15 protein-coding genes are annotated in these 23,182 nt (G+C 62.7%); 6 read left to right on the forward strand and 9 right to left on the reverse strand.

Annotated features, from left to right (window positions below; translation table 11 throughout):
- The first annotated feature begins 20 nt into the window (after positions 1 to 20).
- A complete protein-coding gene (locus IRI77_RS36130) occupies positions 21 to 1,334 on the forward strand; it encodes an alkaline phosphatase family protein (RefSeq protein ID WP_194449771.1) in 1,314 nt (437 codons plus the stop codon).
- Between the two features lie 30 nt (positions 1,335 to 1,364).
- Here IRI77_RS36130 and IRI77_RS36135 read toward each other — a convergent pair whose 3' ends face one another.
- On the reverse strand, positions 1,365 to 2,183 hold the full coding sequence (locus tag IRI77_RS36135) for a hypothetical protein (RefSeq protein WP_194449772.1): 819 nt from the start codon (positions 2,181 to 2,183) through the stop codon (positions 1,365 to 1,367).
- A 334-nt stretch (positions 2,184 to 2,517) separates the two neighbouring features.
- Complete coding sequence (locus tag IRI77_RS36140) at positions 2,518 to 4,644, reverse strand: formylglycine-generating enzyme family protein (protein WP_194449773.1); 2,127 nt, start codon at positions 4,642 to 4,644, stop codon at positions 2,518 to 2,520.
- 203 nt (positions 4,645 to 4,847) lie between these two features.
- Between IRI77_RS36140 and IRI77_RS36145 the strand changes: the two genes are divergently transcribed.
- The 3 genes from IRI77_RS36145 to IRI77_RS36155 all read left to right on the forward strand — a co-directional run bounded on the left by IRI77_RS36145 (position 4,848) and on the right by IRI77_RS36155 (position 6,864).
- Positions 4,848 to 5,195, forward strand: a complete 348-nt coding sequence (locus tag IRI77_RS36145) for a PadR family transcriptional regulator (RefSeq protein ID WP_194449774.1) — start codon at positions 4,848 to 4,850, stop codon at positions 5,193 to 5,195.
- A complete protein-coding gene (locus tag IRI77_RS36150; protein WP_194449775.1) occupies positions 5,185 to 5,946 on the forward strand; it encodes a hypothetical protein in 762 nt (253 codons plus the stop codon). Before IRI77_RS36145 ends, IRI77_RS36150 begins: the two co-directional genes overlap by 11 nt.
- A gap of 273 nt (positions 5,947 to 6,219) precedes the next feature.
- Positions 6,220 to 6,864: a dihydrofolate reductase family protein gene (locus tag IRI77_RS36155; RefSeq protein WP_194449776.1), complete on the forward strand. Its 645-nt coding sequence runs from the start codon at positions 6,220 to 6,222 to the stop codon at positions 6,862 to 6,864.
- Positions 6,865 to 6,872: 8 nt separating this feature from the next.
- Here the strand turns inward: IRI77_RS36155 and IRI77_RS36160 are convergent, their stop codons facing one another.
- From IRI77_RS36160 to IRI77_RS36170, 4 genes are all read right to left on the reverse strand, one after another.
- Complete coding sequence (locus IRI77_RS36160; protein WP_194449777.1) at positions 6,873 to 7,043, reverse strand: hypothetical protein; 171 nt, start codon at positions 7,041 to 7,043, stop codon at positions 6,873 to 6,875.
- Positions 7,044 to 7,442: 399 nt separating this feature from the next.
- Positions 7,443 to 8,699 (reverse strand): epoxide hydrolase family protein, encoded by a 1,257-nt coding sequence (locus tag IRI77_RS36165; RefSeq protein WP_194449778.1) that lies wholly within the window; start codon positions 8,697 to 8,699, stop codon positions 7,443 to 7,445.
- A 123-nt stretch (positions 8,700 to 8,822) separates the two neighbouring features.
- Positions 8,823 to 10,370 carry a sigma 54-interacting transcriptional regulator gene (locus tag IRI77_RS38265; RefSeq protein WP_228486865.1) on the reverse strand — a complete coding sequence of 516 codons (1,548 nt, stop codon included), beginning with the start codon at positions 10,368 to 10,370 and terminating at the stop codon, positions 8,823 to 8,825.
- 180 nt (positions 10,371 to 10,550) lie between these two features.
- On the reverse strand, positions 10,551 to 14,294 hold the full coding sequence (locus IRI77_RS36170) for an ATP-binding protein (RefSeq protein WP_228486503.1): 3,744 nt from the start codon (positions 14,292 to 14,294) through the stop codon (positions 10,551 to 10,553).
- Positions 14,295 to 15,204: 910 nt separating this feature from the next.
- Between IRI77_RS36170 and IRI77_RS36175 the strand changes: the two genes are divergently transcribed.
- Positions 15,205 to 15,870 (forward strand): hypothetical protein, encoded by a 666-nt coding sequence (locus tag IRI77_RS36175; protein ID WP_194449779.1) that lies wholly within the window; start codon positions 15,205 to 15,207, stop codon positions 15,868 to 15,870.
- Positions 15,871 to 16,282: 412 nt separating this feature from the next.
- On the opposite strand, the gene IRI77_RS36180 is transcribed toward IRI77_RS36175, so the two are convergent.
- Positions 16,283 to 19,711 (reverse strand): carboxypeptidase-like regulatory domain-containing protein, encoded by a 3,429-nt coding sequence (locus IRI77_RS36180; RefSeq protein ID WP_194449780.1) that lies wholly within the window; start codon positions 19,709 to 19,711, stop codon positions 16,283 to 16,285.
- Between the two features lie 483 nt (positions 19,712 to 20,194).
- Between IRI77_RS36180 and IRI77_RS36185 the strand changes: the two genes are divergently transcribed.
- Entirely contained in the window at positions 20,195 to 21,334 is a 1,140-nt protein-coding gene (locus tag IRI77_RS36185; RefSeq protein WP_194449781.1) for a trans-sulfuration enzyme family protein, read from the forward strand.
- A gap of 84 nt (positions 21,335 to 21,418) precedes the next feature.
- Here IRI77_RS36185 and IRI77_RS36190 read toward each other — a convergent pair whose 3' ends face one another.
- Positions 21,419 to 21,895: a DoxX family protein gene (locus tag IRI77_RS36190; protein WP_194449782.1), complete on the reverse strand. Its 477-nt coding sequence runs from the start codon at positions 21,893 to 21,895 to the stop codon at positions 21,419 to 21,421.
- Positions 21,896 to 21,900: 5 nt separating this feature from the next.
- A complete protein-coding gene (locus IRI77_RS36195; RefSeq protein WP_194449783.1) occupies positions 21,901 to 23,130 on the reverse strand; it encodes a TlpA disulfide reductase family protein in 1,230 nt (409 codons plus the stop codon).
- Positions 23,131 to 23,182 lie beyond the last annotated feature (52 nt).

The raw sequence follows: 23,182 nt of genomic DNA on the forward strand, positions 1-23,182 counted from the left end.
GGAACCGCCCTCTTTATCCCATGAGACTCCCCCTTCTCCTGACACTCTTCGCGGCCCTGGTGCCGCTGTCCGCCCAGAACCCCGTACCCGCGAAAAACCGCATGGTCGTCGTCATCAGCCTCGACGGCTTTCCCGCCTACGCCTTCGACGATCCCAATCTGCCCGCACCCACCCTGCGCAAACTGATCAGCGACGGCGCCTGGGCCAGGCGCATGACCACCGTGAATCCCAGCGTCACCTGGCCCAACCACACCTCCATCGTCACCGGAGTCCTGCCCGGCGAACACGGCCTCTTCTACAATGGCTCGCTCACCGCCTCCGGAACTCCGCCCGTGCACAAAGTGGAACCCTGGATCGAGAAGGAAAAGATGGTCCACGCCGTCACGGTCTACGACCAGGCGCAGAAAGCCGGTCTCACCACCGCGCAGGTCGATTGGGTCGCCATTCACAAGGCGAAGACCATCACGTGGGCCTTCGAGGAGGTGCCCTCCGTCGATGGCGTAGTGGAACAGGAGATGATCGCCAAAGGCCTCGTCACCGCCCGGGAAGTGGAACAGTTCCGCCAGGCCAACATCTTCCGCCGCGACCAGATCTGGGCCGACGCCGCCAGCTACATCATCCGCGAGCACAAGCCCAACCTTATGCTCTTCCACATGCTGAGCCTCGACTCCACGCACCACACTTACGGTCCGAAGACTCTGGCCGGCACAGCGGCCATCGCCTTCCTCGATGGTCAGGTGGCGCGTATTCTCGAAGCCATCCGCGGCGCCGGCATGACCGACCGCACCACCGTGATCATCGTCTCCGATCACGGCTTCAAGAAGTACAGCAAGCAGATCCGCCTGCTGCCCGCGCTCGCAGCGGCCGGCATCACGTCCGGCGTCCAGGTGATTCCCGAGGGCGGCACCGCCATGATCTATCTCGATCCGGCCCGTGCCGCGGAGCTGGCTCCGAAGGTCAGCGCCGCGATCGCGGGTGTCGAAGGCGTGACGCAGGTCGCCGGACCCAAGGAATTCCCCTCGCTCGGCTTCCCCGATCCTGCCAGGGATCCGCAAATGGCCCACCTCGTGGCGGCGGCCCGCGACGGTTATGCCTTCACCAACACGCCCGGCGGAGCGGCCTCCACCGAAGTACCGCAAATCGGCGGCAGCCACGGCTTCCTGAACTCCGAAGAGGACATGGATGCCATCTGCATCGCCTCCGGTTACGGCATTAAGAAGGGCGCCACCCTCGACCGTGTCCGCAATCTCGATGTCGCGTCGACCCTGGCCAACCTGTTAGGCGTCAAACTGCCCGATTCGAAGGGCCGCGTGATCTCTGAGTTCCTTAGGTAAGAAGCCGGACCAACGGGCCGGTGCCCGTCCTCACCGGCCCGTGCCTGACGGCGCGGCCATCTGCCCGTTGTTCAGGCGCAATTTGGAGAGCCAGGAGTTCTGTCCCCGGAACAGGAATTCCATCGCGATGTTCCCGCCCACATTCGCCAGCATGCTGTAGTTCCCCATGCGGAAGGCATCTTTCACTCCGTACCGGTCCGGATACCAGCCATAAACGGCTGTCGTTGCCCCCGCATACGGAGCAACGATCGCGGGAAATGACAGGACCCGATGCCCGTCCTCTCCGCGCCGCGCAGTTACCGTAGAAAACACGGCATGCCCCAGCCGGCGCATCGCGCCCTTGCACTGGCACGGATAGTACACTGCATCTTCATCGAAGGCCGCCGAAAGCGCATATCGCGTGGTGGTGCTCACCGCGGCGATCCCAAAATTGGAGCCCATGCGTTTGCCGAACCCCTCCGCGCCCTGGCCCCATTCGGGAATGCCGTTGCCCGCCTGGCTGATGCCGGCTGCGAACGCAGCGCCCGCGATAGGGTAGGGGCCGAAGGCGGAGAACAGGTAGTTGCGGAACTCCGTCGCCTCCGTCGGCTTTGAATACCCAACCACTCCCGTCGGCCGTGCGAGGGTCGCATCCTCCTGCGGCCGTAGCGTACCGGGCGGCGTCCTGGATGGGTTCTTCTCCGTGGACGGCGGCTGGGCCCACGCCAAGCTCTGTGCTCCACCCAGGCAAAGGGCGGCGAAGAGCAGCACTGCGCCAGTGCGGCCCCACGCTCTCCGGGCCGGCTCACTCTTCGCTGGATGATCGCCTGGCGAGCGGCCGGCGGCAGGCCTTTGGTTGACAGTGGACATGGGATTCCCTCCAGTGGAAGTGCGGCTCACTTTGGTTGCTACTGCACGAGGCGGTCCAAACTTCCGAACTGGCAGGATACCGCGCCGGGGGACCTCAGGCACAGCGCACCCGGCCCACGGTCTGGCCGCCATCAGCCGGGCAGGGCAGCGGGATCGCCCTCTCTCCTCGCCCAATAGGCGTCAGGTGACGAAATGAGGTCAACTGGCCCGCTCCGTCGCCCACCTCATTGTGGAAACGGCAGGCCCGGCTCGGCCCGGCCCTTCCGTCATTTCGTCTGGGATCGGGAAGATCCTGGCTCCGGGCCCGGCAACAATTGCCGGAATCCGCGCTTCGCTACAGATCCAGCGCGCATCGGAACCCAATCAACCCCGACCGGTCCTTCGCCGGCGCCATCAGCAGATACTTCCCGTGCTCATTCAACTTGTATGTATTCGGGAAGTACCACGCGGAGCCCTGCGGCCAGTAATACGACCCGCCCCGCAGCACCGCCGCGCGCGTGTGTTCGTCCGTATACTCGTCCGTCCACTGCCACACATGCCCCACCATCTCCTCCACCCCAAACGGACTCGCGCCCTTCGGATACGCCCCCACGTCGGAAGGCGCGCGCACCGTCCGTCCGGTCTCCTTGGGCGGCACCGCTGACGCATCAAATTCCGCACCCCACGGATACAGCCGGCCATCCGTCCCCTGCGCCGCGTACTGCCACTCCCACTCATGCGGCAGCCGAGCCCCGGCCCAGGCGGCATACGCCCGCGCATCCTCCAACGACACCCAGGTCACCGGCTTCTGCGCCCAGCCCTCGGGATAGTTGCCGTTCTTCCAGTCGCGCAGGAAGTTATGGTCATCCGCCGGGTGATACTGTGTGGCGTCCATGAACTTCTTGAACTGCGCATTCGTCACCGGATGCTTCATCAGGTAGAACCCGGGCATCTCCAGCATGCGCCGGTGGTGCCGCCGCGCCGACGGCTCGCCCGGATACTGAACATCCACACCCACATCGTTCCCGCCCTCGATCATGATGCCCGACACCTGAAATTCAAAGCGGCCCGCCGGGATCTTCACATACCCTTCCGGGCTCGCCGTCGCCGCGCGTGCGGCGGGAATCTCCACTCGCGTCTGGCCCAGCGCCTTCCACTCCTGCGCGTAGCTCCGCAGTTCCCGCGCCGACATCTCGCGCATGCGAGTCAGGAACGCCGGCAGCTCCGCGTCCGGCTGCGCCGTGACATAGATTGCGCCGTACCCCAGCGCCTCCATCTCGAAGTTCAACACCAGCCGCCCGCCGTCCCGCTCCGCTTGCAGTTCCCGGCCATGATAGACGTCGAAGAAGCGCAATCCAGCCGTCGCCGGCGCCTCCAGTTGACGCCCCGCCACGTCGTACGCATTGCGATTCACCAGCGTATACAGCGTACCCGCCGCACCCGGAAACTTCGTCGCGAAAATCCCATGCTGCAGCGTCGGTGTATGCGGCGCCCATTCCGGACTCACCAGCAGCGAGGCAAACTGCCGCTCAATCGTGGCGACACGCCGCAGCGCCTCCCCGTCGCGAGGCGTGATCCCGTTCCAGATCCCCCACACGTTCTCCCAGCTCTCATAGCCCACGCCGTTGAAGAACGCCGCCTGCAGTTGGTCGTTCCGATCCTTGGCCCAGCGCGCGCATATGTTCACCATGTGCCGCGGCTCCAGCCACTTGTAGCGGCTCACCCCGGGCACCCACGGATACTTCCAGTACCCCCACGACATCGTGTTCCACGCCAGTTGCTCGTCCGCCTCCAACGCCGTCTCGGGCTCCAGCACCACCGGCCGGCCCGCCTGGTCCGCGGCAGTTTTATACGACAGCGGCAGCCCGTGGAACGTGTCGCCATTGATGCCATCCGATCCGGTCTCGGCCGCAATGCGAGCGGCGGCCGCCCAATACGCCATACCCGCCTCGCGCGTGCCGGTATCCCACGGCATGGTCGGCCAGAATACTTTTACGCCCCGCTTGTGGAAGTCCGCCACCATCTGCCGCAGGCCGGCTGGGCCGCCGGGCAAATCGTAGTGAAGGTCGAACTGATTGCGGATGTCGATCCCGATGTTCGGATACACCGGCCACAGCAGGATGCTGTCAATCCCGCCGTAGCGTTGCGTCACGTCATCCAGGAACCGGTCCACCGTATACCGCCGCGTCACCGGATCGTAGAGGAACCGGTCCTCCACCATCACCTGCGGCTGAATGAAATTCCTTTGGGACCACAGTAGCTCAGGGCGGGCATACTCGGAGCCGTTGTAGCCCATGCGGATCAGCTTTTCGTGGCGCCACTGCTTGAGCTGTCCCAGCCAGTCCGCGAAATCGGCCGGCTTGGCCGGACCCGGCAGAATCTCGCCATCCGGCGGATATCGCGTATCCTGGGCCTCCAGCGGGGTCATGGTCATCAGCAGGCCCAACAGGCCCGCGGCACCCAGCGCACAATGGCAATTCATCACTTCACCATTCTGCCTCCAAGTACGCCAGGCCCGTCTGGCCCAACTCGCCACGGAAACCCGCAGCCCGCACGCGCCGCAAACAGAGCCGCGCACGCAAGTGAGCGAATAGCCCACAGCAAGGCTGCAGTCAACTCATCCGCGCGACCGTTCACTCGAGCACCAAGCTTGACATATATCCGTAACGGATATAGTATCCAAACATGCCGAAGAAGAAAACGGAGCAAGGCCCGCTCACCCCCGCCGTTCTCCACATCCTGCTGGCTCTATCCACCGGCGAGCGGCACGGCTACGGAATCATGAAGCAGGTCGAAGCGGACTCGCAGGGCAAAACGAAGATGGGACCGGGCACCCTCTACGGCTCGATGGGGCGGATGATGGAGGCCGGCCTGATCCGCGAAAGCGACAAGCGGGTTGATCCCGGGATGGACGACGAGCGGCGCATCTATTACGAGCTCACCGGCGCGGGCCGCGCTGCGCTGGAAGCGGAGCTGCAGCGCTATCGCGGCGTAGTGGCGGTGGCGGAAGGACGGACCGCATATGGCCACTGATCGCGCGGTCCGGCGCTACCGGGCCTGGTATACGGCACTGCTGCGGCTGTATCCGCGATGTTTCCACGACCGGTTCGGCGAGGCAATGGCGCAGACATTTCACGACCAGTGCCGGGAGCGCCGCAACGCCGGGCGGAGCCTCCTGGGGCTCGCCCTATGGATTTTCTTTGAGACCTCGGCGGGCATCATCAGGGAGAACACAATGCACGTGACAGAATTGCGAAAAACGATCCTGCGCGTGGCGCTGGGGGCGTTGGCTTTCTGGATGGTGCCGTTGGTGGCATCCCAGTTCGTGGAAGACTGGCACTGGGGCGTCGGCGGGTTCGTCTTCGCCTATGCCATGTTCTTCGCAACGGGCTTGGCCTTTGCCCTGATCGCGAGGAAGATGAGCGCCTGGTCGTACAAGGCAGGTGTCGCTTTAGCGCTGGCATCGGGTTTCGTCATGGGCTGGTCCACCATGGTCCACATCTCGGAATCGGAAAACCCGGCGAACTTCGTTTACTTCGGCGTGCTCGCGGTGGGCGCCATCGGAGTCTGGCTGGCGCGCCTGGAAGCGCGAGGCATGGCGCGAGCAACGTTCGCGATGGCGGCAACGTTGGCCGTGATAGCGGCCTTCGCCCTGCTGCGGTCATCGGGCGCACCCTCGTCGGGGCCAGTGTGGGATGTCGGAGTCGCGCACGGTGGGTTCGTGCTCTTGTTCGCCGCGTCCGGTCTGCTGTTCCGGCGCGCGAGCTTGGCGGAACTGAAGTAAGGGCCGGCGCGAAAAACAGCTTCCAACCCTGAACCTTGCGGGGCGGCATCTATGCTGCGCGGAGCTTGAGCCTCGCCTCGTCAAGACTCTGGAAACTGCGGCATTTTTGTCGATCGAACCCTCGGTTCTTGCCGCGCAATTCGCACCTCTTGTGCCGAACCTTTGCTTCTGAACCGTTCGCAGTCGCGTTGCGGCTGCACTAAGCTGGTAGCCAGGGCGTGGAGTTTCCGAGCCGGCGGGGGCTGGTTTGATTTTGCGAAAGCGAGGGCGTGGATGTCTAAAGTTCGTGTCGCTGGATTCAGTGTCTCGTTGGACGGCTTCGGCGCTGGGATTGAGCAGAGCCTGGACAATCCCCTGGGCAAGCGCGGTCCAGAGCTTTTTCAGTGGTTCTTCCCTACAAAAACCTTCCGCGCGATGCGGGGGCAGGAAGGCGGATCTACCGGAGTGGACGATGAGTTCGGTCGACGCGCAATGGAAAACTTCGGCGCCTTCATCCTGGGTCGCAACATGTTTGGCCCGGTCCGTGGTCCATGGCTAGACGACTCGTGGAGAGGCTGGTGGGGTCCCAATCCGCCCTACCATGCACCGACCTTCGTACTGACGCACTTTGACCGGGAACCCCTCGTGATGGAAGGCGGGACGACCTTCTATTTCATCAGCGGCGGAATTGAAGAGGCGCTGAAGCTGGCAAAACAGGCCGCAGGCGACAAGGACGTCAAAATCGGAGGCGGAGTCTCCACCGTAAGGCAGTATCTGGAGGCCGGGCTGATCGATTCCCTCCATCTTGCAGTGGCACCGGTAGTCCTCGGTCAAGGGGAGCCGCTATTTACGGGGATTGACCTGCCAGCGCTGGGATTAACTGTGAGCGAACACCAAGCCACTGAGCGCGCAACTCACGTTGTGCTCACGCGGAACTAGCTAGCCCTCTAGCCTGGCCCGGGATCCCCGTCAGCGACGGCTGCGCCCCATGGCCGCCCGCGCTTCTCAGTGCTGCGATGATCCTGGGCCACCCCGAACGAATCGGCCGGAATCACCCGGCGGCGGCGCAGGTCGTTCTCCAGCGTGCTGACTAGAGAATCGGCGGCGCAGGGGTGCATCACTTTCTGCGAACGGCGACCATCTGAATCCCGTCGACCGTGATGATGCAGATGTGTCCGGCCCACGCGGTACCCGTCGCGTCGGGTCTCCCATTCCGGAGGCTAGTTCGGCCGGACTGAAGTCAGACCGGCCCGCTGACCCGACCGGTCCGGCTCGACAAGCGCCCTGGTTGGCCGCGGTTAGCCCTTCCATTTCCAACCAACATCACCGCGATCGCAACGGTTCGGATAGTCCTAACGCGAGTTCGTCTGGGAGGCATGCCGGTGGTCGAACGCCCTTTGCGGCATCGAGTGTCACTTTGAGTTAGGCACTGTTCCCGTCGGTACAAACGGCGCCTCGCCGCGGAGATGACAATCCCTGGGGGCAGTCCTCCACGGCGTGCAGGCGGCCGCTTTTTGTTACTTGCGCAGAGAGCTGAAGCCCGCGCGCATTTCCTCGGACATGAACTTCGGTTGCTCCCAGGCGGCGAAGTGTCCACCCTTGGGCAGTTTGTTGAAGTGAATGAGGTTGGGATAAGCCCGCTCGGTCCAGCTCCGCGGAGCTTGATATAGTTCGTCGGGGAAGACGCTGACGGCAACCGGGATGGAGACACCTTTGGCATTGAAATACCCCTTGCCCCAGAACTCCCAGTAGAGACGAGCTCCAGAAACCCCGGTGTTCGTCAGCCAGGCGATCGTGATGTTATCGAGAATGTCGTCGCGCGTGAGGCCCTCCGACTCGCCATCGAACACGCGCGCGATGAGCGCCAGGCTGCGAGCGTCGTGATCGAGGAAGTACGCGGCTAAGCCGACGGGCGAATCCGCAATTCCGTACAGCGTCTGCGGTCGCAGCCCCATCTGGTACCCGTAGCCGATCCCCTTCTGATAGACGAACTGCAGACGCTCGTACGCCAGTTTCTCATCGGCTGAGAGACTCGCTGGCGCCGGCGCACCGGAATAGGCCGAGCCGTCGATCTCGGCTGGATAGACGCCGGGCATGTTGGTGTGGATGCCCAGCAACTCCGGTGGTGCCAGCAGTCCCATCAGGTCGACGACGACCGCACCCCAATCGCCGCCTTGCGCTACGAACTTTGAGTATCCGAGCCGCTGCATTAACACGACCCAGGCGCGGGCAATTCGGTCCGGGCCCCACCCGGTGCTGGTGGGCTTGCCCGAGAAGCCATAACCTGGCATGTTCGGAATCACCACGTCGAACGCGTCAACCGCGGTCCCCCCGTGCGCCGTCGGGTTGGTCAGCGGTTCGATGAGCTTGAGTTGCTCGACAATCGAGCCGGGCCAGCCGTGCGAGATGATCACCGGCAAAGCGTTCTCATGCTTCGATCGCACGTGAATGAAGTGGATATCAAGACCATCGATTTCGGTGATGAAGTTCGGCACGGCGTTGAGGCGCGCCTCGATCTTGCGCCAGTCGTAGTCCGTCGCCCAGTAGCGTGCGAGCTTCTGAACGGTCGCGAGCGGCACGCCCTGCGTAAAGTCGCCGACGGTTTCCTTCTCGGGCAACCGAGTGGCGACGATGCGTCGGCGCAAGTCGATCAGGTCTGCCTCGGGGACATTCACCTGGAACGGGCGAATCGCCGCTGAGCCGGCCAAGTTTGCTAGCTTTGCTGTTGTCATTACTGTCTCCTTCGCAGCCACTTCGCAGCCGCGTGTTGGCATGACTCAAAGCACGCAATGCGCCCTTCCTAAGCCATTGCAACTGAAGGAGACCCGACTTGGAATCAACTGGTGAATATGGCGACGATGGTGATTCTGGTGAATTTGGCGGATCTTGCGGGGCTTTCAGCGAAACTTAAAATCCGTCTTGCGGATGCCCAACGCCTTGATGCGATGGTCAAGCGTCGACGGTGGCACCCCGAGCTTCGCCGCAGCCCCCAAAGTTCCAGCGACTCGGCCTCGGCATTCTGCGAGCGCTGCCTCGATAATCTCCCTCTCCCCGCGTGGCTGGCTTGGAAGGCGAGTCGGCGCCGCCCCTCGGGGACGGGGCTGCGCCGGTCGCGTCGACAACCAGGCCGGGTCGACGGCAAACACCTCGCCTGCGCCCACAATTACGGACCGCTCGATGACGTTCTGCAACTCACGGATGTTGCCCGGCCAGTCGTAGTGTTGCACCAACTCCAGCGTCTTCTTGTCAATCGAGTTGAAGCGCTTGCCCGACCGGGCCGCGAAGCGTTGCACGAAGTACTCGACGAGCATCAGGATGTCATCTGCTCGTTCCCGGAGCGGCGGCACCTCGATCGGAAAAACATTCAGGCGATAGAACAAATCCTCCCGGAAACTTCCGTTAGCCACGGCGGCCGTCAGATCGCGGTTGGTCGCCGTAATGACTCGAACATCGACCCGAACCGTCTGCGCGCCTCCAACCCGCTCGAACTCACGCTCCTGCAACGCTCTGAGGAGTGCCACCTGGGTATCGAGAGGGAGTTCACCCACTTCATCCAGGAAGATCGTGCCGCCGTCGGCCATTTCGAACCGGCCCAGCCTCCTATGGAGGGCGCCTGTGAAGGCTCCTTTTTCATGACCAAATAGTTCCGACGAAATCAGGGTAGGCGCCAGGGCGGCGCAGTTTACACTGACGAACGCGCGTCCGGACCTCCGGGATCGTTTGTGAACGGCACGGGCGATAAGTTCCTTGCCTGTTCCCGTCTCTCCGGAGATGAACACGGTGGAGTCCGTCGGCGCCACATTGGTGATCCGCGACAGTGCGGCCTGCAAAGGCTTGGAGGAGCCGACAATTTCCTCGAACATTGACACCCGGTCGACTTCGTCGCGCAGGGCCAGATTCTCCCGGTAGAGCTGATCCTTGAGAGCACTGATGCGCGTCTCGCGCTCCTGGAGATCGGTGTAGAGTCGCGTGTTCTCCATGGACATCGCGGCGCCCGAGGCCAGCAACCTCAGGACCGCCATGCGCGCGGGCGTGAACGCGTGAGGCGTCAGGCGGTTTTCAAGATACAGCACCCCCAGCAGTCTGGTCTGTTTGAGGAGAGGAAGGCAGAGCACTGAGCGAGGGCGGTGCTCGCGAATGTACTCATCTGACGCGAAGATGTTCTGACCGCCGGCATCGTGCAGGAGCACCTTCTCCTTGGTCCGCAGAACATACTGGAACACCGAACCCGGCAGAGCTACGGCTGTCACGCTCGCCTGCTGCAAGACGACATTCAAGTGATCGCTGCTCGTGGTCACCTCCGCCTCAATGCGATAATCATCCCCTCGAGGAAGAATCAGGAGACCTCGTTCGGCGCCCGCATGCTCGATGGCCGTGCGCATCAGGGTGTCGATCAGCTTCTCCAGCACGATCTCGCCCGCTACGGCTTCCGATACCTTGATCACGGTGGCCAAATCGAGGTGCTCGACTGACGTCTGGATCGTCGCGGTTGCATCGGCGACGGCTCCTTCGGTTCCAATCTGAGGATGCAGTTGCTCGAGTTGTTGAGCCTTGGCCTCCGCTCCCCAACGGCGATAACAGGCGCGGGCATCGCGGAGATAGGTCGTAGCGATCGCCTCAAAACCTCACGCGGCATAAAAGCGTCCCGCACGCTCGTTGGATACCGCCGCGTTGTGTACGGAGCCGTTGGCGTGCGCCAGACGAATCGCACTTTCGTACAGCGTCTCCGCGTCAACGACACGGCCTTCGATCCGCGCGACTTCGGCACGAACGAGCGTGGCGCGTTCCGCGAAGTTGGCAGGGCAGTGTTCAGCCCATACCTCGAGTTGGGCGTGGTGAGCCGCCAACGCATCCATTTGCAGAACCTTGCCGTCCGTCTCGGCAGACTCCACACCTCCAGCGTGGGCAAGAGCCGCATAAAAACGATAGTCCGCGGTGACGATTTGAGATGGTGCTGTCCACAGCAACCGCTGCGCCTGCTGTGCGGCAGCGACGGCCGAAGCGAAGTCGCCGGCAAAATAGCGCGCTTGCATTTTTCGTGTCCAGTAGCAGAACTCGGCGAGAGACAACATTGGATTGCCCGCCAGCTGCCGCTCCGCGTCCAGTTCGTCGTACTCGTCGTAATTCAGCGAGCCGAACTGCGCGGTGGATCCGCGAAGGGTCCGTACAAGACCGAGCTCCGATCCGCAGACGTGAATCACATAACCGAAGCCCACTCGCTTACCGAACGCCAGACCATTGTCGGCCTCCGCTTGAACCTCGACGAGCGGGTCTCCCGCCACCAGATAATTCGCTACTAGCTGTTCCCCTCGGTAGGCAGCAAATGTGAGGTCTCCAGCTCGATACGCAAGGTCAAATGCACGGCGCACCAGGTCGCGTTCGGTTGCGACATGCTTCGCCCAGGGGACCACGCCGTTCGCGAATGTAATGTAGGTCCGGGCTTGATAGCGCGTCAAGCCACGTTTCTCCACCAGATCGTAGCCGAGCTGACCGAAGCGATAGCCATCCTTATAGTTGTTGAACTGCGGTCCGGCCAGCATGGAGAACCACGCATAACCGAAGCATGAGCCATCGCAATTGCCATACTCAAGGCTTAGGCTCACCATGCGGCACACGACGAGCGCCATTAATTGATCGTCGTAGAACAATGTAGGCGTCACGATTTCACTGAAGACATCCAAGGTGTCGAGGAACTCGGCGTCGGTGGCCAAGGGCAGATCCACCAACTGTTCAATTGTCCGGCTCCCGAGCAGCGTCCAAATGCGTTCATACTCCGGCATCACGTCGTCACGGGTCGGATGATTTGACCACACAGTGCCCTCCTGGCGAAGCCAGTCCAGGAATACTTCTACTCCACGATCACTTTGATCCGATGCAGTGTACAGGGTGAGTCGCAGGCGCGTCACTATACAGAAGTCGTGACGATTCCTGGTGCGTTGCACCAGGCGCGAGAGTCGATCCTCGGCGGTGCCCATGTCCGCAGTCAGGAGCTCGCACTCGGCCATCAGGTACTCGATCCAGAATACGAGCGCGTAGTTGCTCTCCCAGGTCTCCTCTGTCAGGAGAGCGCTGCCGGCTCTGAGGTACTTGAGTGCCGAGTCATATGCCGTTGCGTTCTTCGCCCGCCGTCCCGCGATCAGATTCAGGTCGGCGATCCATTCCCGCTCATTGATCGACGCGACAAGGTGCGCACCGCGATTGAGTTGATTGACGATTTCGAAGATGGCTTCTTCGCGCTTAGCCGGAGGCGTGTGGGTTGCGAGCAGTGTGCCGATGCGCAGGTGCGCCTCAGCGCGCTGCTCCTTCGGGATCAGCGAGTACGCGGCTTCCTGCACCCGGTCGTGCAGGAATCGATACGAATTATCCGCGCGAAAAATAAGACCCGACCGCACCGCTTCCCAGAGATGGTCGTGCATATCCGCGGCTGTGCCCGGATACGCCATCTGCAACATCTCGAACTCTGCGCTATTGCCCATGCAGGCGAATTGCTGAAGAGCTTGCTGGGTTTCAGTCGGCAAGCGATTCAGTTTTCCGACCATGAGATCGACGACGTTGTCCGTGAAATCCTTGGCATAAATGCGCGGAAGGTCCCAAATCCACGCCCGCTCGCCGATGTCGAACGTGAGCAGGCCTTCATCCGCCAGAGTCGAGATGAATTGAATTGCAAAGAAGGGGTTCCCCGTCGTTTTTTCGTGAATCAGTTCCGCCAGGGGCGACGAGCGTGCCGGTACGCCGTGGAGGGCATCCGCCAAGAGTTTCCCCAGGTCGTCGCGGCCGAGCGGCGTGAGCACGATGTCCTGGATTACTGCACCGGCCTGGCGGATCGCAGCCAATTTACGCATCAGCGGGTGATCGGCACTCACCTCGTTGTCCCGATACGCGCCAATGAGAAACAGGTGTTGGAGGTCGCCGCCGGTCAATAGATCTTCGAGCAGGTTCAGTGTCGCTGCATCGAGCCATTGCAGATCGTCAAGGAAGAGCGCCAGCGGGTGCTCGGGGCGAGCGAAGACCGCGATGAACCTGCGAAACATGAGTTGGAAACGTCTCTGCGCTTCCTGCGGTGGAAGTTCGGGCACCGGTGGCTGTTCACCGATGACATGCTTCAATTCCGGGACGAGATCGACGATCAACTGCCCATTCGGCTCCAGCGCTTCCCGCAGCGCGTCACGCCATTTTCCCAGGTCAGCATCGGTCTTGCTAAGGAGCGGCCGAATCAGGCCTTGGAATGCCTGGGCGAGCGTGGCATACGGAATGTCGCGCTTGTACTGGTCGAACTTGCCTGATGCAAACAGACCGCGGGGAGGGACCAGCGGCTTGTGGAGTTCATTTACGACCGCCGACTTGCCAATGCCGGAATATCCGGAAACCAACACCAGTTCCGGCCGGCCGCCTGCGACGATTCTATCGAACGAGGCGAGCAGGGTCTCGATCTCATCGTCCCGCCCGTACAGCTTCTCGGGGATCATCAGGCGATCCGGGATGTCGTGCGCCCCTAGCGCGAAATTGTCGATACGTCTCTGGGACTCCCACTGCGATAGACACTGCCGCAGATCGCTCTCAACGCCCGCCGCGGTCTGATAGCGTTCCTCCGCCGCTTTGGCCAGCAGCTTCATCGTCATCGCCGACACAGGAACTGGGACACGGCTCAAGCGCTCGGCGGGCGCCACCGGTTGTCGAGCGATGTGGGAGTGCACCCATTCCATCGGATCGGAAGCCGTGAACGGAAGGCTGCCAGTCAGCATCTCGTAGAACGTGACTCCAAGTGAGTAAAGGTCGCTGCGGGAATCGATCGAACGATTCACTCTTCCTGTTTGCTCTGGCGCCATATAGGCGAGCGTTCCCGCAATAAATTCGGGGGGCTCGGGAGACTGGCGTTCCCGCGGGAGTCGTGAGGCGATTCCGAATCCGGTGAGACGGACGAGAGCGGTGTCAGGGTCCACGAGGACGTTGGCAGGCTTGAGATCCTTGTGGATCAGCCCACACCCGTGGAGTCGACCGAGGGCGCCGGAAAGTGCTACGGCAAGACGGAGGAACTGGCCGATCTCCATCGGCTCTTGGACGAGGCGCTCAAGGGGTGCTCCTCCGGCGTAGTCCACAACCAGCATCGGCTGTCCGTGCTCGCGGGAGAGATCCACTGGCCGCAACGCCCAAGTGGGGTCCAAATGCTCTCGAATTGCATACTCATGTGTCAGGCGATTGACGTTCTCGATGTTTGATCGTTCAGTGCTGGAAGAGATGGGGATGAACGTGTGTACCTCTGTCGCGGCGTCCTTCCGTTTCAGTTTGCAGAAGGCACGGCCGGCGTCTCGCCACAGCACATCTAGCGAGTCGTCTTCCCACGCAGCGCCTAACAAAACGGATGCCTTCATCGCGCCTGCCCGCATCTCAGGGCAAGAAGTTTTAGGACGTTATCAACTTCATACTGCATGATGAATTGAATCTCCTCGTCAGACACGTGCGACTACTCGGTGCGCCAAAAACAAGCAGGCACCGATTGCAGTTTTTTGGGTCCTCTGTCGGCCCACTCCTGAACGCAAAGGCGACGATCGCCTATACCGCTCTCAAGAGTCGCATGCGAGCGCGGTGAGCAGTGGTGATGCCCAGGTTGATTGTTCCACAACTGGCGTTCCGATCAAATCGGAAATGGGCCGCACACAGTAAACTTAGATAGGCGAAGCCTCTCCGCTCGGCCCGAATACGAGACATCATTCAGAATCCATTCAGGTGCGACATTAAGGTGCGACCCCACTTGCCTTCGTGCCAGATCCCCACCGAATCCCCAGCTGTGCGCTGATCCCGGCCACCTCACACAAATCCCTCTGAATCCCTAAAATGAGATCTCTCTCCGTTACTCTCCGGGTGGCGGGCATCCGCGGAATGCGGGTCGCCCCGAGCCGGCCTTCCCCTCCAGTTTTGGCATGTTGCCGCTTTTGGTAACAGGCAAGGCGACCGTACTCACCTTTCTCGCCACAGCCAAAACAAATCGCAGCCCCGCCTCTCAGTCGGGCCCGCCCATACCAGCCACCCGGCCCCCCCTGCGCCAACCCCTCCCCCAAGTTCTAGCCTGCATCCAGAGCCGAGGATTCCCCCCCTGGCCCCACCACCACTCCCCCCCCCCTGTTTCCCTCATGAAGCTTCCTTCAGTCACCGCGGAATCAAATCTTTATTTCCTTTATATTCAACAAACCTCTCCCCAAAACACCCCTCAACCCACCCGTTACCCTGGAATCGCGCCGGCTCCCACGCCGGCTTTTTTTATTTCTACGGAGATTCGTCATCATGGCTTCCGCCGCCCAGATCACCGCCAACCAGGCCAATGCCCAACGGTCCACCGGACCCGTCACAACCCAGGGCAAAGCCCGTTCCGCCCAGAACGCCCGCCGCCACGGCCTCACCGCGCGCACCCCCCACATCTCGGAAGACGACCGCGCCGAATTCGCCGCCCTCGAAGCTCGTCTCCTCCGCGAGACCCACCCCAAGTCCTGTCTCGAGGAAGAGGTCTTCCACCGCATCCTCGCCCATACCTGGAACCTCCGCCGCATCGAATCCTTCGAGTCCGCCATCCTCGCCGAAACGGACCCAATCGCCTTCTCCGAGACTGATGCCGCCCGCCTGAACCACTTCGCCCGCTATCGCCGCGACCTCGAGCGCTCCCTCTACCGCGCTATGAACGAACTCCGCAAACTCCAGACCGAACGGGCTTCTCTCCAGTTCCAGGGACCTTTTGCCATCCATGCCATCGCCGAATCCACGCCAATGGCGGAGGTGACCACCCTGCTGCCGCAGCTCCGCGAGGTCTTCAGCGGATCCCATACCGACCAGGTCACGGCCCGCGTCCGCTTCACAACCGGTTCCAAAACCGCTGTCCAGTTCAGCAAGTCCTTGACCGCCAAGTGGCTCAAGAAGGTCAGGGCCGGCGGATCAGCGGCCACGCCCGCCGCCTGAGAAGCTCAGCCGCTTCCCACGAAACAAAGCCAGTCTCCGCCGCAAAAAAAATCGCCCGGGTCACGACCAATGCGTGCCCGGGCATGCTCTTCGAAAAATGAATATTGACTTCACGTCGTGGGGGCGCCAGCCCCCGAGCCACAGGAGTGTCTCTATCCGGGTAAGTCTCCCGCCACGGTTCGGGCGAGCCCCGCCAATGGCGCTGGCTTCACCCCCCCACAGGGCGGAATGGCCACAACTGGAGGCCGTGGCTGGAGGAGGCGGCGGGCTCTGCTGGGGCAGAGCCCGCCGGGGATGACCCTGCCGGAAACTCGTTCCGCGCAGCTCTCCCTCTTCCGCCGCCCACCCCGGGCACGCCTGCGGCCGGGCCGTCCGCGGGGCAGTTCCGCCACACGGCCATCGCCTCAGTCGCCTAGAACGTGGCTCGCACGCCCAACTGCACCAGGCGCGGATTGTTCACCTGTGTGGTGATCAGCCCAAACTGCGCACTGGTATACGTCGTATTCGGGTTCCCGAAAATCGGCGTATTCGTCGCATTCAACGCCTCCGCCCGGAACTGCGCCTTCACCCGCTCCCGGATGCTGAACGTCTTGAAGATCGACAGATCCAGGTTGCGCGTCGCCGGCCCTCGCACATTCAGGAACCGGCTGATGTTGCCGAAGCTGAACTGCGCGGACTGCGAGAACGCCGCCGGATTCAGATACCCGTTCAGCCGCTCCTGTGTCGAGCCCTGGGTGGCAACCGCCAACCCCGTCGCATTCGGCCGCTGATAGCTGGCGCCAATCACGGAATTGTTGTTCGGCTGTGAGATCGATAGCGGGAACCCTGACTGCACGGTAATCACTGAATTCACAGACCATCCCCCAAGGGCGAGATCCAGAATCCGGTTGCTGTTCCGCAGATACGGCCGGCCCCGTCCCACCGGCAGGTCGTAGCTCACCGCCGCCGTAAACCGGTTCGGCACATCCTGCGTGGACAGGCTCCGCTCGGCCGACAGATCGTAGGCGTTCTGCGGGCCGGACACGGTCGCAATCTGGTTCGTGCCCGCCAGGCTGATGCCCGACAGATCATCCGTACTCCGCGACCACGTGTACGACGCCAGCAGGCTCAGGCCCTGCGACAACCGCCGCTCCGCCCGGAAATAATAGGAGTAGTAGCGCGACGTCCCCGTCCCGGAGCTGTTCAACGTCACCGACGTGAACTGCGGGAACGGCCTCAACAACTGATTGCGGCTGATATTCGCCGTACCCACCGTGCCCACTCCGCCATTGCCGAACAATGGATTCGCCACCGGGGCGGTAAGCGACGATCCCTGCGAAGAGTAAGGCGGGTCCAGTTGGTTGATGTTCTGGCCGTTCCGCAACAGCCCCAGCGAGCGCGAGCCCAGCACGCCCGCCGTGATCACGAATCCGGCCGGCGCCTGCCGCTGGACTTCCAGCGAGATCTGCTGCACATACCCTGCCGAGCGTGTCGCCGGATCGGTAATCGTGATCGCCTGGCCAATGCCCGACAGGCCGCCCAGCGCATTGCCGGTGGGCTGCAGCAGCCCGTCCGGATACGGATTCGAAAGCGAGGCCGCCGGAGTGAAATTGCCGTCCGTCGAGGCGTTGATATTCGTGGTCTGCGAATACCCGATCGTGTTCTGGAACGTAAAATAGGTCGGCGCCCAGAAGATCCCGTAACCGCCGCGCACCACGGTCTTGTCATTCGCCGAGTAAGCAAATCCCAGGCGAGGCCCCGGCTTGATGCCCTTCGGATCAAACGTCTGCGTCGGGTTGCCGCCCACGCCCGCATACTGCACGACACCCTTCAGCGCCAGCGCCGGCAGGCTCAGCGGACTCGCCGCTGTCCGATCGAACCCAACAATCAGGTGATCGTTCACATCCCGGATCCCCGATTCGTACTCGAACCGGAAGCCGAAGTTCAGCGTCAGCTTCGGCGAGAACCGGAAATCATCCTGAACGAAGCCGCCGTAGTAGCGGATGTAGTTGTTGAAGTTGGTAACCACGTTCATGCTGCCCGAAACCGGAGCCCCCAGCAGCAGCGTCGCCAGGCTGCTGCCCTGGCCCGTCGTGGAAACCCGCGGATTCGGGCGCGTGAATACATCCGAGAATCCGAAGCTCGACGGACCTGCGGTCGGCACGCCCGCATCGTTGATGCTGCGCCGCTCGAATCCCGCCTTCCAGCTATGCCGCCCCTGGAACTTCGAAACGCTCGCGTTGAAGCTGCGGGAATAGAACACGTCCTGCGAAGCTCCGCCGCCGCCGAAACTGCTCACGTCGGACATCGTGATGGCCGGAAAGGCCGGGTTGGGCGTGGCAGCTACCAGGGCAGGCGGCAGCCCCAGCGAAGCGAGGTTGAACCCCTGGCTCGCCTGCGTGCTCCGCGTGTAGAACCGGTTGAACCCCCAACGCAGCACCACCACAGTGGTCGGCGTCGGCGTCAGCGTGGCGTTGGCCTGCGTCGCGTCGATCTTGCGGTCGCAGCAATAAGTCTGGCTGGGCGAGCCCGCGTTCCCAAAGAGATTCGGCGCGTTGATCTCGAACGTCTTCTGGAAGATGTACGAGGCCGACGCCCGCAGCCACGGCGTGAACTGGTGATCGGCCTTGGACGCGAACTGGTCGCCTCGATTCGGATAGCTCCCTGTCAGGTTGAGATTCGGAGCACCATGGTAAGCCGTGGCCGAGTTCGGTAGCGGATAGTAAGAGACCAGGGCCTTTCCTACGGAGTTGATCCGATCCGCTGGAATCACGTTGCCCGCGAACGGCGTGCGCGTGCCCGCGGTAGTCGTCGTGGCCGGATCGTAGATCGTCTGCTGCGCGCCGCTGCGGCCCACCGTCTGGCTGAAATCGCCTTGCCGCTCCAGCGCCGTCGGTACGGACAACGCGAACGTCGCGGCGTCCTTCTGACGGTACGCCTCCGTGGCCGCAAAGAAAAAGGTCCGATTGCGGCCGTCGTACAGCTTCGGCACGTACACCGGGCCGCCCAACGAGCCGGCCCAATCCCGGAACGGCTGATCCGCAATCCTCTGCCCGGCCCGGTTCGCAAAGAAGTCGTTGGCCAGCCAGTCCGTCTGCCGGATGTGGCCCACGGCGCTGCCGTGCAATCCGTTCGTACCCGACTTCAGCAGTGTGTTGAATGCACCGCCGCCCGTCCGCCCCGCTTCCGCGTCGTAGGTGCTCGCCTGCAGTTTCAACTCCTGCACGGCCTCCGGCGAGGGCACAATCACCGCCCGGTTCGTCGAGTCGCTGATCGAGATTCCGTCAACCAGGTAGTTGTTCGTCCGCAACGGCCCGCCCGCAATCGAAATCTGCGCATTGGCGTTCTGGTCCTGCATGCGCGCAAATTTCGGATTCCCGGCAAACACCACCGTCTGCGCCAGCTTCGCCATGTAGAACGGATTGCGCCCCAGAATCGGCAGGTCCGTGATCTTCTGGCTGTCGATCACCTGCCCCGTGGAAGCATCCGCAGCCTGCAGCAGCGGAGTGCTCTCCGTCACGTTGATCTGTTCACTCACCTGGCCCAGTTCCAGCCGCAGATCCACCGTAATCGCGGTCTGCGTCGGCACCACCACGCCGCTGCGCTCCAGCCGCTTGAAGCCTGGAGCCTCGGTCACCAGCCGGTAGGTCGACGGATTCACTGAAGTGAAGACATACTCGCCCTGGTCGTTCGAAACCGTCTGGCGGCTCACCTGCGTCTGCTGGTCCGTCAGGCTGACCCGCGCATTGGCGACCGCCGAATTGTTCGGGTCCGTCACCTGGCCGCGAAGCGTCCCATGGAAAGTCTGCGCTCCCAGCGATGCAGCCAGCAGCAGTAGCGTAAGCGGGATTCTGGTCAACATAGTTCTCCTTCTCAACGGGGGTAAGGGGGAATGGAGGGCGTCTGTGGGGCGAGGCTCGAGGCCTCGCGAGAGCGAACGGTCGGCTGGCTGGCACTCCTCAAGGCCGCCCACCCGGTAATACAAAGGAAAATAGCGATAGGGACTCATGACGATCACCCTTCCTGATCTCGCAAAGACACACCTGTAGCCTCTGGCCCGGATTCCTCTTCCGGCTGGACACAGCGCACTTAAGTTGTTCTTGGGGTTTGGTTTGAACGGAAGATCAGGGTCAACAGCAACAGCCGCGGGAGGAGCGGACCGGCAATACAAGCTCGTCAGTTCTTCGATCAGTAGACATTATAGATCTACAATAGGGGATACAAACGAAAGCGTCAAGATAAAACGACCAAATCTGTCTACTATAATTGGAGGCAGGCTGCTGATGCCCAATGTCCCGGACTCAGCCGCCCGGCCCCAGCCGTACTCTGCTACGACAGCTCACTCATGAACTTCAAAACGATCGCGATTCACGCCGGGCACGACCCGAAGAACCATCTGGGCGCGGCCATGCCCCCCATCTACCAGACCTCTACCTTCGGTTTTCGCGATGTCGGTCAGCCCGGCCCCTACGACTATTCCCGCAGCGGCAACCCCACCCGGGCCGCCCTTGAGGAATGCCTCGCCGCGCTCGAAGGCGGCCGCCGCGGCTTCGCTTTCGCCACCGGCATGGCCGCCGAGACCACCGCCCTCATGCTCTTCTCGTCCGGCGACCGCATCCTCGTCCAGAACGATCTCTATGGCGGCACCTACCGCCTCTTTGAAACCGTCTTCCGCAAACAGGGCATCACCGCCGAGTACGTCGACCTGCGCGACCTCGACGCCCTCCGCGCGGCGCTCGCCACGCCGGCCGCCGCCATCTGGATCGAGACCCCCACCAATCCGCTGATGAACCTGACCGACCTTGCCGCCGTGGCCGGTCTGGCCCGCGCGCACGGCGCCATCACCATCTGCGACAACACCTTCCTCTCGCCCTACTTCCAACGCCCCCTCGATCTCGGCATCGACGTGGTCATGCACTCCACCACGAAGTACCTGAACGGGCACTCCGACGTAGTCGGCGGAGCCTTGATCGCGAAGCGGGAAGACCTCTGCGACCGCATCGGCGTCCTCCAGAACGCACTGGGCACCTGCGCCGGACCGCAGGACTGCTACCTGGTATTGCGCGGCATCAAGACCCTGGGTGTTCGCATGGAAGAGCACAACCGCAATGCCCTGGCCATCGCTCATTGGCTGCAGGCGCATCCCGCGGTATCGGAGGTCCTGCATCCCGGTCTGGAATCGCACCCCCAGCACAGCCTGGCCCTCAAGCAGATGACCGGCTTCGGAGGCACTTTCTCGTTCCGCGTGAAGGGCGGGGAAGCGCAGCTCTACAAGCTGTTGCGGGGGGTAAAGGTGTTCCTGTTGGCGGAATCGCTAGGCGGAGTCGAGTCCCTCATCGATCACCCGGCCACCATGACCCACGCCAGTATCCCCCCGGAAGTGCGCCAGCGCATGGGCATCGGCGACGACCTCATCCGCCTCTCGGTAGGCCTCGAGCATGTGGACGACCTCATAGCGGACCTAGACGCTGCCTTGGCTCAATAGCAGCGACCGGAAAAACCAAGGGCGCCCGCCAGACCCGTTTGGTCCAGGGGGCGCCCTTTCATGACACCGTTATGTAAGACCCGCCTACACCGTAGCCTCCAACTCGCCAGCCGGCGCCCGGCCAGTCCCCCGCGCCAGCACGGCATCCAGCGAATACCGTCCCGCCGCGGCCAGCCCGATCGCAATCGCAGCCAACAGATACAACGAGGCCAACTCGGCCGACTGCCCGGCACTAAGATGCCGGTAAATCGCCACCAGCATCGTGAACCCCACAAACCCCGCGCTCACGCGGGTCAGCAGGCCCACCGCCACCAGCAGCGATCCAATCGATTCGGCCAAGGCGGCAGCCACCGCGAATACCCCCGGCAGGGGGAACCCCAGTCCGGCCACACCCGCCACGAACCCCCATTCCTGACCTTGGAAAACATACCCCGACGCGGCGGCCAGTTTGCTCCAGCCGTGCAACCAGAACAAGCTGAACCCGGCCCCCAGGCGCAGGGCCAGCAGCCCCGCATCCAGAAGCCGGTCGCTTCGATACGACGAAAAGGAGATCAGGCCCATGGGCGTCACCGCGACGAACGGATCGTGTTCTCGGACAGCAGGCGTTCCACCGTGGCGGTGAACTCAGCCTTCAGCCTGGTATGCTCTTCGCCCGTGGCTTTACTGGCGAAGCCGGCATGCGCGCCGCGCACCAGCCCGTCCCGCCCAATGAAGAATGTAGCCGGCCAGGTGTTCAAGTTCACCGCCTGGGGCAGCTTGTCTTTCAAATCGGACGGCTCGCCGCCCACCAGCACCGTGTACTCAATCCCGTAGTTCTTGATGAATGCCCGCAAGCGCGTCGGATCCTTCAACTGCTCCGCCTCTTCAAACGACAAGGCGACAATCTCCAGCCCCTGCTTCCGGTACTTACGGTAGAGCTCGGCCAGGTACGGAGCCTCATCGTGGCAGTTCGGGCACCAGCTGCCCGTGATGTTCAGCAGCACCACCTTGCCCCGGAACCGCGCATCCGCATCGGTCACCGTGGCGCCGTTCAGATCCGCCGCGCTGAAGTGGATCGGCTGGCTCGGATCCTTCACGGAAGTCCAACGCGAGGGATCCGCCGGCTCCGGCAGTCCTTTGACGCGCGCTTCCGCGCTCTTCACCGCGGTGTAGCGCGTCTTGCCATTCTGCAGGATCCCCAGCGTCCCGTCCCCATTCACCGTGACTTCCAGCAGCCCGGGCCGTGCCCCCGAGAAGTGGCTCAGCAGGAACTTCCCATCCCGGTACGTGCCCGTGAGTGTCCCCGTATCGCCATCCACCCGCAGGATCGTCGCCGATACTTCCGGCCCGGATTGCCGCGCAAAGAACCGCCACGCCGCCTCGCCCTTCGGGCTCTTCACCGCGATCTCCCACTGGCCCGCGATGGACGGAACCTTCTCCTCCGTCACCGCCACCGGCGCATAAGGCTTGGCCTGAAACACATAAGGCGGGCGCCCCGTGCGGCCATAAGTGCCCGTCAGTTGACCGTTCTCCAGCTTTGCTTCGAGCTTCGTCGCGTAGTGGTCGAACTGCAGCGACAGCACATTGTTCTCCAAGGTGCCGCCCGTCGAACGCACCCGTTCGTCCCCATTGAAGAACGCGCCCGACACCTTCCCGTTCTTGCTCGTGATCTCAAAGCGGAACGGGATCGGTAACTCGTTGACGACAACCGTCGCGTCCCAAAGGACGGGAACAGCCGGTGTGGCCGCGTACGACGCGCTGGCCAACAGGAGCGAGGCGATGGTGGCGCCGCGCAGGATAGAGCTGGATGTTCTCATGTCTCGGATACCTTTCTCACTCGTATTGCTTCTCGCCAGCCGGCTCTGCGCG

Origin of the sequence: Paludibaculum fermentans, from assembly GCF_015277775.1 — a bacterium.
In the GTDB taxonomy this organism is placed as follows: Bacteria; Acidobacteriota; Terriglobia; order Bryobacterales; family Bryobacteraceae; genus Paludibaculum; species Paludibaculum fermentans.

What these genes read in the sequence shown, in the direction of transcription:
- IRI77_RS36130 (WP_194449771.1), top strand. Translation starts at nt 21, where the DNA reads ATGAGACTCCCCCTTCTCCTGACACTCTTCGCGGCCCTGGTGCCGCTG.
- IRI77_RS36135 (WP_194449772.1), bottom strand. Translation starts at nt 2,183, where the DNA reads ATGTCCACTGTCAACCAAAGGCCTGCCGCCGGCCGCTCGCCAGGCGAT.
- IRI77_RS36140 (WP_194449773.1), bottom strand. Translation starts at nt 4,644, where the DNA reads ATGAATTGCCATTGTGCGCTGGGTGCCGCGGGCCTGTTGGGCCTGCTG.
- IRI77_RS36145 (WP_194449774.1), top strand. Translation starts at nt 4,848, where the DNA reads ATGCCGAAGAAGAAAACGGAGCAAGGCCCGCTCACCCCCGCCGTTCTC.
- IRI77_RS36150 (WP_194449775.1), top strand. Translation starts at nt 5,185, where the DNA reads ATGGCCACTGATCGCGCGGTCCGGCGCTACCGGGCCTGGTATACGGCA.
- IRI77_RS36155 (WP_194449776.1), top strand. Translation starts at nt 6,220, where the DNA reads ATGTCTAAAGTTCGTGTCGCTGGATTCAGTGTCTCGTTGGACGGCTTC.
- IRI77_RS36160 (WP_194449777.1), bottom strand. Translation starts at nt 7,043, where the DNA reads ATGCACCCCTGCGCCGCCGATTCTCTAGTCAGCACGCTGGAGAACGAC.
- IRI77_RS36165 (WP_194449778.1), bottom strand. Translation starts at nt 8,699, where the DNA reads ATGCCAACACGCGGCTGCGAAGTGGCTGCGAAGGAGACAGTAATGACA.
- IRI77_RS36170 (WP_228486503.1), bottom strand. Translation starts at nt 14,294, where the DNA reads ATGAAGGCATCCGTTTTGTTAGGCGCTGCGTGGGAAGACGACTCGCTA.
- IRI77_RS36175 (WP_194449779.1), top strand. Translation starts at nt 15,205, where the DNA reads ATGGCTTCCGCCGCCCAGATCACCGCCAACCAGGCCAATGCCCAACGG.
- IRI77_RS36180 (WP_194449780.1), bottom strand. Translation starts at nt 19,711, where the DNA reads ATGTTGACCAGAATCCCGCTTACGCTACTGCTGCTGGCTGCATCGCTG.
- IRI77_RS36185 (WP_194449781.1), top strand. Translation starts at nt 20,195, where the DNA reads ATGAACTTCAAAACGATCGCGATTCACGCCGGGCACGACCCGAAGAAC.
- IRI77_RS36190 (WP_194449782.1), bottom strand. Translation starts at nt 21,895, where the DNA reads ATGGGCCTGATCTCCTTTTCGTCGTATCGAAGCGACCGGCTTCTGGAT.
- IRI77_RS36195 (WP_194449783.1), bottom strand. Translation starts at nt 23,130, where the DNA reads ATGAGAACATCCAGCTCTATCCTGCGCGGCGCCACCATCGCCTCGCTC.